The sequence below is a fragment of the Actinoallomurus vinaceus genome (assembly GCF_039542055.1).
Classification (GTDB): domain Bacteria; phylum Actinomycetota; class Actinomycetes; order Streptosporangiales; family Streptosporangiaceae; genus Actinoallomurus; species Actinoallomurus vinaceus.
Genome location: NZ_BAABHK010000011.1, coordinates 22,227 through 38,279, shown reverse-complemented (window position 1 = coordinate 38,279; position 16,053 = coordinate 22,227). Strand labels below are relative to the sequence as shown.

22 protein-coding genes are annotated in these 16,053 nt (G+C 70.5%); 10 read left to right on the top strand and 12 right to left on the bottom strand.

Annotated features, from left to right (window positions below):
* The first annotated feature begins 159 nt into the window (after nt 1-159).
* Genes ABEA24_RS32950 through ABEA24_RS32940 form a run of 3 tightly spaced genes read left to right on the top strand, consistent with a single transcriptional unit; the run spans nt 160 to nt 2,101 of the window.
* Nucleotides 160-633: a cupin domain-containing protein gene (locus ABEA24_RS32950; RefSeq protein WP_345435608.1), complete on the top strand. Its 474-nt coding sequence runs from the start codon at nt 160-162 to the stop codon at nt 631-633.
* Between the two features lie 55 nt (nt 634-688).
* Entirely contained in the window at nt 689-1,705 is a 1,017-nt protein-coding gene (locus tag ABEA24_RS32945; RefSeq protein WP_345435605.1) for a zinc-dependent alcohol dehydrogenase family protein, read from the top strand.
* Between the two features lie 18 nt (nt 1,706-1,723).
* Complete coding sequence (locus ABEA24_RS32940) at nt 1,724-2,101, top strand: DUF2255 family protein (RefSeq protein ID WP_345435603.1); 378 nt, start codon at nt 1,724-1,726, stop codon at nt 2,099-2,101.
* A gap of 104 nt (nt 2,102-2,205) precedes the next feature.
* On the opposite strand, the gene ABEA24_RS32935 is transcribed toward ABEA24_RS32940, so the two are convergent.
* Complete coding sequence (locus ABEA24_RS32935; RefSeq protein WP_345435601.1) at nt 2,206-2,907, bottom strand: HAD family hydrolase; 702 nt, start codon at nt 2,905-2,907, stop codon at nt 2,206-2,208.
* Between the two features lie 9 nt (nt 2,908-2,916).
* The gene (locus ABEA24_RS32930) at nt 2,917-3,711 is read right to left on the bottom strand and encodes a helix-turn-helix domain-containing protein (RefSeq protein ID WP_345435599.1); all 795 of its coding nucleotides are present in this window, start codon (nt 3,709-3,711) and stop codon (nt 2,917-2,919) included.
* Between the two features lie 131 nt (nt 3,712-3,842).
* Between ABEA24_RS32930 and ABEA24_RS32925 the strand changes: the two genes are divergently transcribed.
* Nucleotides 3,843-4,856, top strand: coding sequence for a zinc-dependent alcohol dehydrogenase family protein (locus ABEA24_RS32925; protein ID WP_345435597.1), 1,014 nt, complete (start codon nt 3,843-3,845; stop codon nt 4,854-4,856).
* Between the two features lie 20 nt (nt 4,857-4,876).
* On the opposite strand, the gene ABEA24_RS32920 is transcribed toward ABEA24_RS32925, so the two are convergent.
* A complete protein-coding gene (locus ABEA24_RS32920; RefSeq protein WP_345435595.1) occupies nt 4,877-5,479 on the bottom strand; it encodes a short chain dehydrogenase in 603 nt (200 codons plus the stop codon).
* A gap of 72 nt (nt 5,480-5,551) precedes the next feature.
* Here ABEA24_RS32920 and ABEA24_RS32915 point away from each other — a divergent pair, with 72 nt between their 5' ends.
* Nucleotides 5,552-6,508, top strand: coding sequence for a LysR family transcriptional regulator (locus tag ABEA24_RS32915; RefSeq protein ID WP_345435593.1), 957 nt, complete (start codon nt 5,552-5,554; stop codon nt 6,506-6,508).
* A gap of 31 nt (nt 6,509-6,539) precedes the next feature.
* Here ABEA24_RS32915 and ABEA24_RS32910 read toward each other — a convergent pair whose 3' ends face one another.
* The gene (locus ABEA24_RS32910) at nt 6,540-6,977 is read right to left on the bottom strand and encodes a MarR family winged helix-turn-helix transcriptional regulator (RefSeq protein ID WP_345435591.1); all 438 of its coding nucleotides are present in this window, start codon (nt 6,975-6,977) and stop codon (nt 6,540-6,542) included.
* A 106-nt stretch (nt 6,978-7,083) separates the two neighbouring features.
* On the opposite strand from ABEA24_RS32910, the gene ABEA24_RS32905 reads away from it, so the two are divergent.
* A complete protein-coding gene (locus ABEA24_RS32905; protein ID WP_345435589.1) occupies nt 7,084-7,434 on the top strand; it encodes a DoxX family protein in 351 nt (116 codons plus the stop codon).
* Here ABEA24_RS32905 and ABEA24_RS32900 read toward each other — a convergent pair.
* A complete protein-coding gene (locus tag ABEA24_RS32900) occupies nt 7,409-8,593 on the bottom strand; it encodes an MFS transporter (RefSeq protein WP_345435587.1) in 1,185 nt (394 codons plus the stop codon). The two genes, ABEA24_RS32905 and ABEA24_RS32900, sit on opposite strands and share 26 nt — an antisense overlap.
* A gap of 129 nt (nt 8,594-8,722) precedes the next feature.
* Between ABEA24_RS32900 and ABEA24_RS32895 the strand changes: the two genes are divergently transcribed.
* The 3 genes from ABEA24_RS32895 (at nt 8,723) to ABEA24_RS32885 (ending at nt 9,914) form a co-directional block, all read left to right on the top strand.
* Nucleotides 8,723-9,322: a CGNR zinc finger domain-containing protein gene (locus tag ABEA24_RS32895; protein ID WP_345435585.1), complete on the top strand. Its 600-nt coding sequence runs from the start codon at nt 8,723-8,725 to the stop codon at nt 9,320-9,322.
* Between the two features lie 64 nt (nt 9,323-9,386).
* A complete protein-coding gene (locus tag ABEA24_RS32890; RefSeq protein ID WP_345435583.1) occupies nt 9,387-9,581 on the top strand; it encodes a hypothetical protein in 195 nt (64 codons plus the stop codon).
* 27 nt (nt 9,582-9,608) lie between these two features.
* Nucleotides 9,609-9,914, top strand: coding sequence for a type II toxin-antitoxin system VapB family antitoxin (locus ABEA24_RS32885; protein ID WP_345435581.1), 306 nt, complete (start codon nt 9,609-9,611; stop codon nt 9,912-9,914).
* Nucleotide 9,915: 1 nt separating this feature from the next.
* Here ABEA24_RS32885 and ABEA24_RS32880 read toward each other — a convergent pair whose 3' ends face one another.
* The 7 genes from ABEA24_RS32880 to ABEA24_RS32850 form a co-directional block, all read right to left on the bottom strand.
* On the bottom strand, nt 9,916-11,052 hold the full coding sequence (locus tag ABEA24_RS32880) for an alpha/beta hydrolase (RefSeq protein ID WP_345435579.1): 1,137 nt from the start codon (nt 11,050-11,052) through the stop codon (nt 9,916-9,918).
* A gap of 127 nt (nt 11,053-11,179) precedes the next feature.
* Entirely contained in the window at nt 11,180-12,091 is a 912-nt protein-coding gene (locus ABEA24_RS32875; RefSeq protein WP_345435577.1) for a phosphotriesterase family protein, read from the bottom strand.
* Nucleotides 12,088-12,483, bottom strand: a complete 396-nt coding sequence (locus ABEA24_RS32870) for a carboxymuconolactone decarboxylase family protein (protein ID WP_345435575.1) — start codon at nt 12,481-12,483, stop codon at nt 12,088-12,090. The genes ABEA24_RS32875 and ABEA24_RS32870 overlap by 4 nt, the downstream gene beginning before the upstream one ends.
* Nucleotides 12,480-13,073: a DUF4865 family protein gene (locus ABEA24_RS32865; RefSeq protein ID WP_345435573.1), complete on the bottom strand. Its 594-nt coding sequence runs from the start codon at nt 13,071-13,073 to the stop codon at nt 12,480-12,482. The genes ABEA24_RS32870 and ABEA24_RS32865 overlap by 4 nt, the downstream gene beginning before the upstream one ends.
* A gap of 43 nt (nt 13,074-13,116) precedes the next feature.
* Complete coding sequence (locus tag ABEA24_RS32860; RefSeq protein WP_345435571.1) at nt 13,117-13,692, bottom strand: TetR/AcrR family transcriptional regulator; 576 nt, start codon at nt 13,690-13,692, stop codon at nt 13,117-13,119.
* A gap of 81 nt (nt 13,693-13,773) precedes the next feature.
* Nucleotides 13,774-14,262, bottom strand: a complete 489-nt coding sequence (locus tag ABEA24_RS32855) for a hypothetical protein (protein WP_345435569.1) — start codon at nt 14,260-14,262, stop codon at nt 13,774-13,776.
* A gap of 360 nt (nt 14,263-14,622) precedes the next feature.
* Complete coding sequence (locus tag ABEA24_RS32850) at nt 14,623-15,378, bottom strand: GntR family transcriptional regulator (RefSeq protein WP_345435567.1); 756 nt, start codon at nt 15,376-15,378, stop codon at nt 14,623-14,625.
* Between the two features lie 109 nt (nt 15,379-15,487).
* On the opposite strand from ABEA24_RS32850, the gene ABEA24_RS53760 reads away from it, so the two are divergent.
* A partial coding sequence (locus ABEA24_RS53760; RefSeq protein WP_425551267.1) for an ATP-binding protein occupies nt 15,488-16,053 on the top strand: 566 nt, incomplete at its 3' end.

The following is a 16,053-nucleotide window of genomic DNA, read 5'->3' as shown; positions in this document are numbered from 1 at the left end:
TGCGGGCGAAGCCGCGCCTTGCCGTTGGTCGCCGACCAGGAACGACCCGGCCGCGCTTCGTCGCCATCGCGGCCGGCTCAGCCGCATCTCACAAATCCGCTTCCGTCGCGAGCGCCGGAGCGGCAGCACCTCATCTCAGCGCGGATCAGGGAGAACGTGATGGAGCTACTGAAGAAGCCGTCGACCGCCAAGGGACCGGCCGAGTGGTTCACGGGGGACGTCTGGTTCGACGTGATCTACCGGGGCGAGGACCCTTTCCCTCCCGACCAGCCCACCCCGACCAACCGACCCCGACCGACCTCCCGGCCCACCCCGACCGACCTCCCGGCACAGGCCAGGGCGAACATGGTCAGGTTCTCGCCCGGGGCCCGTACCGCCTGGCACTCGCACGGGCTGGGCCAGACCCTCTACATCGTCGAGGGCGTCGCGCTGATCCAGTCTCGTGGCGGCGAGCTCATCGAGGCCCACCCCGGCGACATCGTCCACACCCCGGCGGGTGAAGAGCACTGGCACGGGGCCGCCCCGGACCGGTTCATGAGCCACCTGGCGCTGTGGGAAGGCGACGGCGTCTCCTGGCTCGAGCACGTCACCGACGCCGAGTATCAGGGGCCCCGCGTCAGCACGCGCCGCTGACCCGCCGATCGCACGACGGGGCGGGCTCGGCCCGCCCAAGAGCAAGGAGACCATCATGCGCGGAGCCGTCATTCACGCTCCCGGGGACGTGCGCTTCGAGGAGCGCGACGACCCGACGATCATCAACCCCACTGACGCGATCATCCGTACCGTCGCCACCTGCGTGTGCGGGTCGGACCTGTGGGCGTACCGGGGCATCGAACCGGTCACCGAGCCGCACCCGATGGGCCACGAGTACGTCGGCGTGGTCGAGGAGGTCGGCCGTGAGGTGACCTCGGTGAAGCCGGGCGAGTTCGTCATCGGCTCGTTCGCCACCTCGGACAACACCTGTCCCAACTGCCGCAACGGGTACCAGTCCTCCTGCGTGCACCGCGAGTTCATGAGCACCTGCCAGGCCGAGTACGTCCGCATCCCGCAGGCCCAGGGCACCCTCGTCGCCACCCCCGACCGCCCCGCCGACGAGCTCGTGCCCAGCCTGCTCACCCTGTCGGACGTCATGGGCACCGGCTGGTACGCCGCCGTGGCCGCCGAGGTCAGGCCGGGCTCCACCGTCGCCGTCGTCGGCGACGGCGCCGTCGGCCTGTGCGGCGTCATCGCGGCCAAGGAACTCGGCGCCGAGCGCATCATCGCCATGAGCCGCCACGAGCCCCGCCAGAGGCTCGCCCGCGAGTTCGGCGCCACCGACATCGTCACCGAGCGCGGCGACGAGGGCGTGGCCCGCATCAAGGACCTGACCGACGGCATCGGCGCCGACTCGGTGCTGGAGTGCGTCGGCACCGCCGAGTCGATGCTCCAGGCCCTGCGCTCGACCCGCCCGGGCGGCAACGTCGGCTTCGTCGGCGTCCCCCACGACGTGGAGATACCAGGCGAGGAGCTCTTCTTCTCCCACGTCGGGCTGCGCGGCGGCCCGGCCCCCGTACGCGGCTACCTGCCCGACCTCATCGACCGGGTCTGGGGCGGCCGGATCGACCCGGGCAAGGTCTTCGACCTGACCCTGCCCTTGGAGCAGGTCGCCAAAGGCTACAAGGCGATGGACGAACGCCGCGCCATCAAGACGCTGCTGCTCCCCTGACGTCACAGGAGGAAACAGATGATGACGTGGACGAGCGAGGAGCTCGAGAGGATCGCGACGGCGGACGAACTGCGGATCGCGCCACTGCGAGGCGACGGCACGCCGCGCACCCCTGTGCCGATCTGGGTCGTCCGCGACGGCGACGACTTGTACGTCCGCTCCTACCGGGGCCGCGGCGGCTCCTGGTTCCGCGCCGCGCAGGCGAACCATGAAGGCCGCATCCGCGCCGGCGGCGTCGACAGGGACGTCGCCTTCGTCGAGGAGACCGACCCCGGCGTCAACAACCGGATCGACGCCGCCTACCGCACCAAGTACGGCCGCTACAGCGCGACCTACGTCGACCCGATGGTGGCTCCCGACGCGCGCGAGACGACCCTCAGGCTCGTGCCGCGCTGAACGACGACTGTGACGGACAGCGCCGCTGTACGGGGCGCGGCCGCTGCCCGTCGTCGCCGACCTGGACGCCGTACTCCGTCGAGGACTGAGCCTTCGTGGCCAGATCAGGGCGCGCTGAGGCCGAGGACCGACCGTACGACGTCGTCGGTGTCGGAGAGGTCGGCGAGGACGAGTTCCGCGCCCGCCGCCCTCAGCGCCGCCTCGTCGCTCGCGCCGGTCGCCACGGCGACGACCCGGGCGCCGCCGTGGTGACCGGCCAGGACGTCGTGCGGCGTGTCACCGACCAGAACCGTGTGCGCGGGATCGAACGAGCCGCCGTACTTCTCGGCCGCGCGTTCGCGGGCCAGCCCGACGAGCGGTGGGCGTTCCAGGCCGTCGAAACCGAAGGCGCCGATGTCCAGATCGACAAAGCGGTGCAGGCCGAAGGCGGTCAGCTTGGCGGACGCGATCGAATCCATGTTGCCGGTGAGGACGGACTGAACGACCTCGGGCCGGGCCGCCAGTGCCGACAGTGCCTCTTCGACGCCGGGGAGGATCCGTCCACGCCTCCGGAGGTCGTCGGCGCGGTCGGTGAAGGCGGTCGCCAGCGCGTCGCCGAAGGCGGTCATCACGTCCTCGGTGGGCGTGAGGGAATGCAGCTGCAGCGTTTCGGAGATGATCGCGCGGTCGGTCCGCCCGGCCATGTGCGCGAGGCGTTCGAGAGGGCGGCCGATGATCGCCTGGAATACCGCCGCGTGGATCTCCGCGCTGAGCCCGGTGATGCTGACCAGCGTGTGGTCGATGTCCCAGAGAACCAGAGTCCGCACGCCGGAATGCTACTGGTGGCGGTCGGCCCGGAGCCGGAGGAGCTCGGCGGTGGCCTGGTCGGCGGGGAGGAATGCCTCCAGGCGGAGTTCGGCGAGCGTGACGTCGGTCGCGGTGGCGAATGACGTCAGCGTCGTGATCAGCCGAAGTTCGCCGTCCGCCGACGCCAGCCGCATCGGCACGGAGAAACCCAGGTGGTCCGGGCCGACCGGGACGTCAGGTACGTATCCGGCCAGTTCAGCGACGAGGTCGTCGAGGCGAGGGTCCGGGCTGCGGCGTGCCCGGGCGCGGAGGTTCTCGGTGACGTGCCGGCCCCACTCGCCCAGGTTGCGCACCCTTCGCCCCATGCCGTCCGGGTGGAGCATGAGCCGCAGCATGTTGACCGGAGGCTCGAGCAGTTCCGGCGACGCCCCCTCGGTGAACACCTCGACGGCGTCGTTGACCGCCACCACCCGGCCGTACGGGCCGACGACGAGCGCCGGATACGGCAGATGGCCGTACAGGATCTGCTCCAGCGCGGCCCGGACCGGGCGCAGCGCCTCCTCGTCCAGGCCCGACTCGCTGAACACCGGCGCGTAGCCGGCCGTGGTCAGCAGGTCGTTGCGCTCCCGCAGCGACAGGCCGAGCGACTCGGCCAGCCGGATCACGATCGCGCGGCCGGGCTGAGAGCGGCCGCTCTCGATGAAGCTCAGGTGCCGCTGGGTCGTGCCGGTCAGCGTGGCGAGCTCGAGCTGGCTCAGCCGTCGAGCCCGGCGCCAGCGCTTCAGCTCCGCGCCGACGCCGATCCGCTCCGTCGTAATGGTCACAAACGCAGTTCTACCGGGCGTTCGGGAGGCCGGGCGATTCCCTCGGGGGAATTGCCGGATGTCACGCCCCTCCGCAGGATCACCCCCGGCGGCTCACCACGGGCCGACCCATGACACTGAGAGGCCGTTCGATGAAGAGTTATCACCTTGACCCGGGCCGGGGACTCGCCGGTCTGACGGTCCAGGAGCACGCCGAGCCCGAACCCGGACGGGGGCAGGTGGTGGTCAGAGTGCGCGCGAACGCCCTCGGCTTCCGTGACCTGATGGTGCTCGCCGACAACTATCCCCTGCCGATCAGACCGGGTGTGGTGCCCGGGTGCGAGGGGGTCGGAGAGGTCGTGGCGGTCGGGGAGGGCGTCGGCCGCGTCAAGCCGGGCGACCGGGTGGCGGCCACCGTCTTCCCGTACTGGCTCGACGGCCCGTTCCGCCGCGACAACGCCGCGCAGCTCGGCACGATGATCGACGGCATGCTCACCGAGTACGCGGTGCTGAGCGAGAACGGCGTCGTGCCCATCCCGGAGCACCTGTCGTACGAGGAGGCCGCGGCGTTCCCGCTGGCGGCGGTGACCGCGTGGAACGCCCTGGCCGGCGGCGGTGCACCCCGTCCCGGCGAGACCGTGCTGACGCTGGGGTCCGGGGCGGTGTCGCTGTTCGTCCTGCGGTTCGCCAAGCTGGCGGGCGCGCGGGTGATCGTGACCACGTCCAGCGCCGCCAAGGCCGCGCGGCTACGCGAGCTGGGCGCCGACGAGGTGATCGATTACCGGGAGAACCCCGAGTGGTCGGATCGGGTACGCGACCTGACCGGCGGTGTGGGCGCCGATCGCGTCGTCGACGCGACCGGCCCGCTGGAGCAGTCGCTGAAGTCCGTCGCGCCGAGTGGCGAGGTGGCCTTCGTCGGCTACTGGCTGTCCGGCGCGGAGGGGGCGAAGGCGATCGATCCGGGGATCCTCTTCGGCGCGGGCGCGGTGCTGCGCCGCGTCGCCACGGGCAGCCGCGCGCACTTCCTCGAGCTGAACCGCGCCGTCACGACGCATCGGCTGCGCCCGGTGATCGACCGGGTCTTCCCGTTCGAGAAGGTGCCCGACGCCTTCGGCTACGTCGAGTCCGGCGGCGGCTTCGGCAAGGTGATCATCAGCCATGACTGACCGCCGGGCGCGGTGACCGCTCATTCCACTCGGTAGACCTGTCCGGTCTGGTGCCCTTCGATCGAACGGACGTACGCCGCGGCGGCCCGGTCCACCGGCACGGCGTCGAAGCCGGCGAACACCGCGTCGTACTCCGCGAGGGACTCCTCGAAGACCGTGGGGCTCACCGCGTTGATGCGCTGCCGGCCGGGCAGTTCGATCGCGGCGGCGCGTACGAACGCCTCCACCGCGCCGTTGGCCAGCGAGGCGACGGCGCCGGTACGGATCGGCTCGCGGGCCAGGATGCCGGTGATGAGCGTGTACGAGCCGTCCTCGGCGACGCGGTGCAGGCCCTGGCGGACCAGCTCGATCTGGCTGACGGCCTTGCCGTCGAGGCCGTCCCGGACGTCCCGTAGGTCGAGTTCGGCGAGAGGCCGCCAGGGGACGGGGCCCGCCGCGCACGCGACCGCGTCGACCGTACCGACCCGCTCGTACAGCGCGCCGATGGACGCGGGATCGGTGATGTCGACGTACAGGTCGCTGTCCTTGCGGGAGGCGGTGACCACCTCGTGGCCGCGCCGCGACAGGACCGCGTGGACGGCTCGCCCGAGGGTGCCGTTCGCTCCGATCAGCAGGATCTTCATGGTCGGAAGCATGCGCCCGGCGGCATAGTGAAGTCCAGCTACTTCAACTACAGCACTTGTTAAGCTGAGCTCATGCTCGACGTGAAACGCCTGACGATGCTGCGCGACCTGGCCGAACACGGCAGGGTGACGGCCGTCGCGGAGCTCCACGGCGTGACCCCCTCGGCGGTCTCCCAGCAGCTGCGCGTCCTGGAGACGGAGGCCGGCGCGGCGCTGATCCGCCGGGAGGGCCGCATCCTGCGGCTCACGGCGGCCGGGACGGCGCTCGCCGCGGAGTCCGAGCACGTGCTCGCCGCACTGGAGCGCGCCGAGGGCGCCGTCCGCACCCTGGACGCCGAGCCCAGCGGCGAGCTGGAGATCGGCTGCGTCCCCAGCGCCCTGGCCACGGTCGCGGCACCGCTCGTCGCCGAGCTCACCGCCCGCCATCCCCGGCTCCGGCCGCGGATCGTCGAGTCCGAACCGGAGGACTCCGTGCCCCGGCTGAAGCAGCATGGTCTCGATCTCGCGGTGGCGTACCGCTACCACCTGCTCGGTCCGCCCCCGTGGAGCGGAATCACCGCGGTGGCGCTCTTCGACGACCCCCTCATGGTCGCCATACCCGAAGACCTGCGGCAGGCCGTGGAAGACGGCGGACTCGGGCCCCTGCGCGATCGAGCGTGGATCTCGGCGCCCACGTCGAGCGCATGCCACGAGGTCCTCGTGCACGCCTGTCGCAACGCGGACTTCACCCCGCGGATCGACCACTGGTACAGCGATCTGCGATCGGCGTTGTCCCTGGTAGCGACCGGCCTCGCCGTGACGGTCCTGCCGAACCTCCTGTGCGCCGACCCACCGGCAGGCGTCGCGGTGCTGCCGCTCCCCGGCCGAGGACGGACGGTCGAGGCACTGGTACGCGCGGGCGCCGAACACCAGCCCGCGATCGCCGCGGCCCTGACGGCGCTCGCCGATCTGAACGGCGGTGAGACCACGCGCCGAGGCCACCGTGGCGGTCGGCGCCAAGAAGGCGAAACCTGCTCCTTCGGCACCTGATGCGGTGGCGCCACGCGGCCGATCGAACGCGTCAGTGGTCTTCGGTGCAGCCGTCGTCGGTGCCGGGTTTGACGCGCTCGAGGAGGCGCTGCAGGGCCGCGATCTCGTCGGTGTCCAGGTCGGCGAACAGCTCTGCCTCGACGGCCGCGACGGCGCGGTCGACCTCTTCGAGCAGCTCCGCGCCGCGGTCGCGGATCTCGACGATGTGCCGGCGGCGGTCGGCCGGGTCGCGGCGGCGCTCGGCCAGGCCGGCGCTCTCCAGGTCGTTGAGGATGGCGACCAGCACGCTCGGGTCGACGTTGAGCTCCTCCACGAGGGCCTGCTGCCCCATGGCGCCCTTGTCGGTGAGGAGCATCAGGACGTAGGAGTGGGCGGGCTTGAGACCGTGCGCCGCAAGGGCCTCCTTGATCCGACCGTTGGCGATCTGTCCTGCGTAGGCGAGGGCGAGGCCGGGACGGTGCGGGATCACTCCTCGATGATACAAGCCGTCGATGATCGGCAGATCTATATCATTGAAAACCTTCAACGATCTGCTAATCTCCATGCTCCCAATGCCCCAATCGTCGGGAGCCTCAATGTTCGTCGCCTATGCCATCGTCGGCCTGCTGCTGGCGGTCGCGCTGCTGTTCTCCGCGTTCGCCAAGCTGACCCGCAACAAGATGATCGTCGAGGGCATGACCAGCATCGGCGTGCCGCTCGGCATGTTCCCGTTCCTGGCCGCCTGCGAGATCGCCGGCGCGGCGGGCCTGGTCATCGGGCTGTGGTACGGCCCGCTGGGCGTCGCCGCCGCGATCGGCGTCGTCCTCTACTTCATCGGCGCGGCAGGCGCCCACCTGCGCAAGAGCGACTTCAAGGGCCTGCCCAACGCGCTGGTGATGCTGATCGTCGCCGCCGTCGTCCTCACTCTGCGGGCGCTGTCTCTTTGACGCGGCGTTCGGTGCACCACGCGAGGAGGGCGAGGACGGGCAGGGCCGCGCCGAAGACGGCCAGCGCGGTCCAGCCGCCCTCGTGGTAGGCGACCGATCCGAGCTGTGACCCGACCGCGCCGCCCAGGAACAGGGTCGCGATGTAGGCGCTGTTCAGCCTCGCGCGGGCGGTGGGGTCCAACGCGTAGATGGTGTGCTGGCCGAGCACGAGGGTCGTCTGCACGGCCATGTCGATGAGGATCGCCGCGACGGCGAGCAGGATCACGCTGTGCCGGCCCACTCCGGCCACGCCGAAGGACAGGGCGGCGACGACGAAGGCGACGGCCGTCATCGGCCGGGTCAGTCCACGGTCCGCCCAACGTCCCGCCCAGGGCGCGACCAGAGCGCCACCCGCTCCGACCAGGGCGAACAGTCCCACCCCGAGCTGGGAGTAGTGGAACGGCGGACCGGTCAGGACGAAGGAGATCGTCGTCCAGAAGGCGCTGAACGTCCCGAACATCGCGGCCTGGTAGAGCGCCCGCCGCCGCAGCGGCGCGTGGACGCGCACGAGGTGGCCGGTGGTGCGCAGCAGCCGACCGTACGGGAGACCGGTGCTGGGGGCGCGGGGCGGCAGGGCCGACCGGAGCACGACCGCCAGGACCGCCATGAGGACGGCCGACGTGAAGTAGATGACGCGCCAGCCGGCGAGGTCGGCCACCAGGCTGCTCACCGTACGGGAGAGCAGGATGCCGGTGAGCAGGCCGCTCACCACGCGTCCGACGATGCGGCCGCGGGTGTGGTCCGGGGCCAGGTCGGCGGCGAACGGGACCAGGATCTGCACGACGACGGAGGTCGCTCCGCCGACGAGCGAGGCGGCCAGGAGCACGGGGAACACCGGCGCGGTCGCGGAGACGAGCAGCGCCGCGCAGGTCAGCGCGAGCAGGGTCGAGACGAGGCGCCGGTTCTCGACGCGGTCGCCGAGGGGGACGAGGAACACCATTCCCGCCGCGTATCCGACCTGCGTCACGGTGATCAGGCCGCCCGCGGCGAGGCCGCTGATGCCGAAGGAGCGGGTGAGCTCGGCCAGGAGCGGCTGCGCGTAGTACAGGTTCGCGACGGTCACGCCGCAGGAGACCGCGAGCAGCAGCACCAGCCAGCCCGGTGGCCCGGACTCGGACACGGATCGAGCGGACGGTGACGCCTCGGTGGGGGACGAGGGTCGGAGAGACATGGCACCTCACAAGGAGAACCTGTTTAACTGGTTCTCCAAACGGTACCAGTTAAACCGGTTCTGGAGTTAGGGTGAGGCATGGCCACGACGAGCGACACCGTGCGGTTCCGAGAGGGAGCGGGCCGGCTGTGCCTGGACTTCATCCGCACGCTGCGGTACCGGGGGACTCCCTCGGAGACGGAAGAGCTTCCCGACGGCGCCGCTCTGGCCGCCTGGATCCGGCAGTGTGGCTCGTGCCCGATCGACGAGACCGTCGTGCCGAGCCTCGACCAGGCCGCCCGCGCCCGTGAGCTCCGGGAGGCGGTCCACGCCCTCGTCATCGCCGCCGTCCGTACCGGAGACCCGGCGTCCTGCGGCGACGCCGTCCGGGATCACCTCAACCGGGCCGCCGCCGCCCCCGTACCGGTGCCGGGCCTCGACGCGTCCTGGCGGGTCCAGTGGCGGGCGGGCGACCCCGTCACGGCCACGCTCGCCCTGATCGCGCGGGACGCCCTGGACCTCGTCACCTCGACCGCCGTCGCCCGCGTCCGCGAATGCGCGGGTCCGCGGTGCGGGGCCCTCTTCCTCGACGGCTCACGGCCCGGCACCCGGCGCTGGTGCTCGATGGGGACCTGCGGCAACCGCGCGAAGAAGACCACCCTGCGCGAGAAGGAGAGAGCGGCCTCGTACGAGGTTTGACCTTCGTCCTGTTGGAGATCTCTTGGGCGTCTCGGGGGACGCGGATCTACCTCAGGAGGCATCCATGTTCGTCATCGTCGCGGCGATCTGCTTCGGCGTCGCCCTACTCGCGGACTGGCTCGGCAAGGGCTCGGACTTCTTCAACTACCCCACGCTGGACACGCTCGGCCTGCTCTTCATCGCGCTGCACCTCGCCGGGTTCGGCACCCGATACGACTGGCGGGCGCATGGCCGGGCCTGGCGGTCCAGGCGCCGCTAAGGCCGTAGCCGCATTAAACTGCATGGCGTGATCTTCAAGGCAGTAGGCGAGGGACGCCCTTACCCGGAGCACAAGCTCAGCTCCCGGGACTGGGCGAACGTGCCCCCACGCCAGGTCCGCCTCGACCAGTTGATCACGACGAAGGCCGGGCTCGACCTGAACTCCCTGCTGGCCGAGGACTCCACCTTCTACGGCGACCTGTTCCCGCACGTCGTGCAGTGGCAGGGCCAGCTGTACCTCGAGGACGGCCTGCACCGGGCGCTCCGGGCGGCCCTCCACCAGCGCCTCGTCCTCCACGCCCGCGTACTCGACCTGGACGAGGGCGCGCACTAGGTCAGCACGTACGGCCGGGCCCCGGCCGGCAGGGAGTGGCGTTCCACAGCCGTGGCGTCGCCCACTCGAACATCTTGGGGAACGCCTCCCGCCAGGCGCCGTAGTTGTGCTGGCCGCCCTTGACGATCAGGAACGGCGCGTCCGGCTCGATCCGCTTCACCAGGTCGACGAACGCCTGCGCCTGCACCAGGTCGACCTGCACGCCGCTGCCGGTCATCACCCAGAACCTGGGCATCCGGCCATTGAGGCGCGGCTGCGCCAGCACCTTCAGCGGGGAGTTCGCGTCGCGCAGCGCCTTGTTGCCCGCGAACGGGTCGACCGGCTGCGGCAGCCGGTTGTGCCGCAACGGCTCGTAATAGCCGCTCAGCGAGGCCGCGATCCCGTACCGGTCCGGGTGACGCAGCGCCAGGTTGGCCGCGCAGTAGCCGCCCTCGGAGAACCCCGCGATCTCCCAGGCGGGACCGGGCGGCTCCACGCGCAGCCGCGAGGCGACGAGGTCCGGCACGTCATAGGCCACGTACGTCTCGTCCTGCTCGCCGCCGACCGTGTTCAGGCACTGCGTGGCCCGGTCCGGCCCGCCGCCGACGTCCGGGATGACGAGCACCGCCGGCTTGGCCTTGTGCGCGGCGATCAGCTTGCGGAACATCCCGGAGATCTTCAGCCGGCCCTCGTAGTCGCCCGGGTTCCCCGGCGCGCCGTGGATGAGCTCGATGACGGGGAGCCGCTGCGCCGCGTACGGCCGCTGGAAGTACTGGGGCGGCAGGTAGATCATGCCCTGGCGGGTGATGTTGCTCTTCGCGCCGGCCAGCACGGTCTCGAGGGCGAAACCGTTCTTACGCGCCTGCCGTTTCTTCACCGCCTCGTTCAGCACCTGGTCGAGCCGGTCGCCGAGGTCCGGCACGCGCGCGACGCTCGCCGGGGCCTGGTTGGTCAGGTCGCGCCACGCGTCGTCCCAGCTCTGGTAGTAGCCGTAGAACTTGTTCACCAGCGCGACGCCGAACAGCATCGCCGGGGCGAAGGCGACCGCCCCGGCGACCATCTTCAACGCCAGCAGACGCGTCTTGACCAGCCAGTACAGCGCGCCCATGAAACCGATCAGGAGCACGGTGAAGGTGAGGAAGCCCTGTGGACCGAACACGACCCTCCCTACCCCCCGGCGCTCGGCCGGACTACTCCGGTCAGTAAGCATGACGTCCGTGGCGGCGCGTTAGATCCCGATGCGGCCGACCGGAGCACCAAGTTTCCTTTACCCTCCGGACAGGCCGTCAGCGCCGCCAGTCGACCGCGAACGCCCGCGCCGGGTTCGCCACGAAGATCTTTTCGGCAACGTCCTCGCCCAGATCCCGGACGATCCTCGGCCGCATCACCCGCAGCAGGTACGGCATGCCGGGCCCGCCTCCGGTCGACGCCCGGGCGGCCGCGGTCGTCGTGTCACCGCCCAGCAGCAGCCGGTCGGCGTGCCCCGCCTCGACGAGCGCGGCGAGCAGGTCGAACAGCCGCCAGTCGGTCGCGTGGTTGGCCCTCGACGGCCCGTCGAGCGCCAGGAAGGCACCGGCCTCGCCCGCCTCCGCGTGTACGCGCGAGTCCGGGAAGCGGTTCAGGTGCCCGAGGATCACCCGCTCCGGAGGCACGCCATGCCGACCGCACAGCAGGTCGAGGACGTCCAGCGACGCCGTCCCGAGCTCATGGTGCACGCCGATGGGCGCACCGGTCGCATGATGGGCCCGCGCCGCCGCTGCCATCACGGACCGGGCGTGCTCGTCCAGCCCGTGGAACCCGCCCGCCACCTTGATCATCCCGGCCCGGACGCCCCCGCGGATGCCGTCGGTCAGCTCCTCGACGAACAGTTCGTCCAGCCGCCCCCGGACCTCCCGGAGGACCTCCGGCTCGTAGTGCACCGCCTGATGCAGCCCGGTCGCGGCGATCACATGTATGTCCCCGGCCCGGGAGACCTCCGCGAGCGCGTCCGCGCGCCGGCCCAGCCCGTACGGCGTCCACTGCACGACCGTACGGCCGCCCAGCGCACGGAACGCCCGCACCTCATCGGTCGCCGCGGCGACGTCGTCGAGCTCCTGCCCAGGCAGCCGAGCACTCCGGAAGAACAGATGGTCATGCGCGTCGCACACGCCGAGGTCCTCCGCCGGCACGTCGCCGAGAACGGTACGGGCGGCCCTCACCTGTCCTCCTCCAGCACGGCCGCGGCGACCCTCAGTCCGGCCAGCGCCTTCGGCACCCCGATGTAGGGCGCCAGATGAACGAACACCTCGACGATCTCCTCCGCGGTCAACCCCACCCGCAGGCTCGTACGGACGTGGCCCGTCAGCTGCGGATCCACCCCGCCGAGCGCGGTGAGGGCAGCCAGGTTCACCAGCTGCCGGTCGCGCAGCGACAGGCCCTCGCGCTGGTACGTGCCGCCGAACAGCGCGGTCACGAGCCAGTCGGGAAACCCGGGCGCGAGCTCCTCCAACCAGGGCAACGTGCCCTGCCGGGTCCGCTCGTCCTGGAGGACCTCGAGCAGGCGGTGGCCCGCCTCCCGGTCCAGACGCGCCTCTCGCAGGTCGTCGCTCACCACTGCCGCCCTCTCGTCAGCTCGTGCAGGTCCGGCGTGGACAGGTGCAGTACCTCGTAGCGGTCCTCGTCCGCCGCGGCGGGCGAGTCCGCCCAGAGCGTGAAGTGCACGAGCTCCCACCGCCCGGGGTCGACGGCGAGCGCCGTCGCGTGCACGCCGTCCGTACGGGTGCGGCTCCCCAGCTCCTCCAGCGCCGACGCGACCACGCCCTCCGGGTCCGCGCCCGCCGGGACGGGCTCCGTACGGCGGGTCGCCGCACGCGGCGTCGCACCGTACGCCGGCCCGCGCTCGAACGCGGCACCCGTCCAGTGCCGCACCGCCGGACGGCCGAAGTCGTCCACGATCCCCCGGAACCCGCCGCCGCCCCACAGGAAACGGTTCATGCCGTCCACGGAGTCCCAGAGGTAGAAGGGCGCGTACTGGTTCACCGGCGACCCGCCGACCCCGCGCTCCCGCATCAGGAACGCCTTCAATCCCAGCCCTTGGAAGTCGTCCGTGGCCCGGCCCCTCGTCGCCACCCGCTCCCGGATGATCTTCATGTCATAGTCGGCGGGCAGTGTGATCTCGTACTGCATCGCGTACACGCGCATGCTCCTTCTCGTCAGACGAAGTACTCGGTGACGTGCCGCGCGCTCACTGCGGGGCCGACGCCGTCTGGGCGGCGAGCAGACCCAGCACACCCTTGATCGCATGCTCGAACGGCTCGACCGACTGGGCGGCCCGGGCCAGCACATAGCCGCCCTGCAGCGTGGCCACGATCGTCGCCGCCGTGGCGACGGGGTCGAGGCCGCTCCGCAGCTCTCCGCTCTCCTGCCCGTCCGCCAGGACCTCCGCCAGCCGTCGCCGCAGCCAGGCGAACGTCTCCTCCAGAGGCTGCCGGAGCACCGGATCCGCGATGACATCCGGATCCTGGGTCAGCCGCCCGACCGGGCACCCGCGCAGGATCTCCCGCTCGCGGAGCAGGTACGTCTCGATGCGCTCGTACGCTGTGCCGGGCCCGGAGAGCTCACGGTCGGCCTTGGCCCGCATCTCCTTGGCGCTGCGTTGCACCGCCGCCAACGCGAGATCCGGCTTGCCGGTGAAGTGGTGGTACATGCTGCCCTGACCGGCCCCGGCCCGCTGCTGGATCGCCTTCGGGCTCGTCCCCACGTACCCGCGCTCCCACAACAACTCCCGCGTGCTCTCGATCAGCCGCTCCCTGGTATCCATAGACTGATCGTACATACCAGTAGGTACAGAAGCCAAGACAAGACCGGAGAGCCGCCCCGGTCACGCGGCATGAATCAGCCGCTAAGGGGTGTAGACCTGCTGCAGGGAGGCGACCCGGCCGTCCGCGCCGACCTGGACTTCGAACCCGATATTGGGCAGATAGCTGCGATTCTTGGCCAGGGCAGCGACGAAAACGGCCGTGCTGACCCGGTCGGGGTTGGGGTCCATTCCGTGCAGCGGCACCATGAGCACGATCCGGACGTCAGGGCTCAGCTCGAGGGTCGCCTGCGGACCGGTGACGATCACCTTGTTGTACTCGGAGTACTGGTCCCTGACGTGCTTGATCCTGGCCGGCCGGTACGTCACCTCGGTACGCCCGGCCGCACTGCGCGCGCTCACCAGTACCGCACTGAGACGGTGCGGCGTCACGGAGGGTCGTACCGTGGGCGAGGTGGCGGTGACCGACGGCCTCGCCGCAGAGTGGTGGTCGGGCGGATCGCTCTTGCAGCCACTGCACAGCGCGGCGGTGAGCGCGGCGAACGCCGCGAACCGCAGACGGACGGTACGCACCGGTCCTCCTCGATCGTTTCGCTGACCGATGGTTGAGATCAAGCAACGGACGGTCCGGTTCCACTACAGATGATCACGACCCGGTTACGGTGCTGAATGCGGGGGGCGAAGTACTCGGTGAGCAGGCACAGGGTGCCGTCGGTGCTGAACTCGAACAGGCCGATGAGGTCGTTGTCGTAGGCGCCGCCGCCGACCAGGTCGGCACGGGTGTGCCGGCGAGCCAGGATTTGTGATCCGCGCGGTCATCGTAGAGAGCCGCCCACAGGCCGAGATCGCCCGGTCCTACGGCGTGTCCAAGGGATCGGAGTCCAAGCCCATCACCCGGCACCCGGCTCCTGATCATCGGTCCAGGACGACGGATCAATCACCCTCGACGGGGATCACATATAGCAACTCATAGCGATCGACGGGTACGACGATGTCCGCCGTCTCCACTGGTCGATCCTCCGTCCAGTACGTCCGCTGGATCACCATCACGATCGTTCCCGCGCTGGTCTTCAAAGCAGCTGCCTCGTTCTGCATAACGGGGCGAGCCGTCACCACTTCGGTGGCCGTCACGATGCGCTGGCCGATCGCCGACATCCGATCCCGGACACCACGGCCGGCGTACGGTCCGTGCTCGGGCAGCGTCACCGGCGTGCCGCGCGTCAGCTCCAGCGGCTCGTACGACGTGCTCATCATGACGGGCTCGCCGTCGGAGGTGAACACGTAGTCCGTTCGCATCACCGGATCGTCTGCCGAAATTCGTAGGCGCTCGACGATGGCCGGTGGTGCGGTCGCGGTCTTTGACTTGCACGTCCAATCCGCTTCGTGGCCCTGGGCCTCCATGTCGGCGCGGAAGGGCGATCCGCCGCGTTGCTCGCGGTACCAGGAGCGGGTGAGGCGGCGCAGCTGCGGGCGCGTCCGGACGGTGGGGCGTGCGCCGGTGCGAGTCTCGATGAGTCCTTCGGCCATCAGGACGTCGATGGCTCGGCGAACGACGTTCTCGCTGACGTCGAACTGCTCGGCGAGTTGGGCGCGCGAGGGGAGTCGCGACCCCGCAGCAAGTTCACCGTCGATGATCCGACGGCGCAAATCGTCTGCAACCCGCAGATAGAGCAGGTTTTCGGCTGGCACTCCGGTGGCCTCCCCTCGAAAGGCGCCCGTCGATCAAGGTCCATCGTAGGAGAGGACTTGACATCCTGGAATCCATGTTGACGAATCCACAGGTGAGCCGAGGCTGGCGATGGGCGAACGGGCCATGGAGGTCGCGAGTTCGCGATCCGTAGTGCCCGGCGTCCGACACTGGATACAGGAAGTCCTCCGGGATTTTCCTCAGGACATCCGTGACCGTGTGGAGCTCATCGCCAGCGAGTACACGACGAACTGCGTCCGGCACTCCACAGTGGCAGATGGCAAAGACATCAACCTTCGACTGACCGCTGACCCAGACAAGATCCGCCTCGAAGTCCGCGACCAAGGGCCCGCCAGAGGGCGCCCGACGTCTGGACACCCGAGGAGGCCGCCGACTTCGGCCGGGCGCGTTCGCGGCCACTGTGCTGGGCCTGTGGGGGCACAAGACGCGATCGCCGTCCGCGCGACCACATTCGGCGCGGCTGACGGCTGTAGCCCGGGGCTGGGCACAGCATCGCCTCCAGGTGGCCTGACTGCGGGCACGCGAAGCGGCCTCTGCATCCTCACCCTCGACCGCACCCGAAAGGAATCCGGAAATGGCAAAGGTGCCCGAAGGGCACCGAGCATGGCGGTGGAGGCGCGGCGCAGCAAGGAGATGTCCCATTCGAGCGCGGAGGC